The following is a 610-nucleotide window of genomic DNA, read 5'->3' as shown; positions in this document are numbered from 1 at the left end:
GGCGAGGCCATGCTGGAGTTGCGCGCGCGAAAAAAATACCAGGCCCTGCTGGATGCACAGGACGACAAATGATCCAGAGCATCCATCAGGGCCTTCTCGCTGAGGGTATCAAGGTTCCGCTGACCAAGCTCTGCGCCTGGTTTGGGGTGCCGCGCCGGACGGTGCATTACCTGCCAACCAAGGCAGCTCCGAAGGTCGATCCGCGGTTCTCTGAGCCGATCAAGGCCATGATCGAGCAGGAACCGTCCTTCGGTTACAGGACCGTAGCTTGGCTTCTGGGGTTTAACAAAAACACGGTGCAGCGGGTCTTTCAGCTCAAGGGCTGGCAGGTCCGCAAGCGTCCCGTTGGCATGCGCCCCCGCATTGAGGCGATCCCGTCCGTGGCCCAAGCCCCGAACGAACGCTGGTCGACCGACATGTGCCGGGTCTGGGCCGGGCGGGATGGCTGGGCCACGCTGGCCCTGGTCATCGACTGCCACACCCGCGAGCTGTTGGGCTGGCATTTGTCGCGATCCGGTAAGGCTACGACCGCAGCCAGCGCGTTGGAGCATGCCCTGATCACCAGATTCGGCACCTTGGGCCGGGTCACGCAGGAGTTCCTGCTGAGGTC

At 63.3% G+C, this 610-nt stretch carries 1 protein-coding gene; it reads left to right on the top strand.

What is annotated here, in order from left to right; all coding sequences use genetic code 11:
* Positions 1 to 68: 68 nt before the first annotated feature.
* Positions 69 to 610, top strand: a 542-nt coding sequence (locus tag CG50_RS16030; RefSeq protein ID WP_036640683.1) for a DDE-type integrase/transposase/recombinase, incomplete at its 3' end; no start/stop codon positions are given.

The organism is Paenirhodobacter enshiensis (assembly GCF_000740785.1).
Taxonomy (GTDB): domain Bacteria; phylum Pseudomonadota; class Alphaproteobacteria; order Rhodobacterales; family Rhodobacteraceae; genus Rhodobacter; species Rhodobacter enshiensis.
This window is presented reverse-complemented; position numbering and strand designations above follow the sequence as displayed.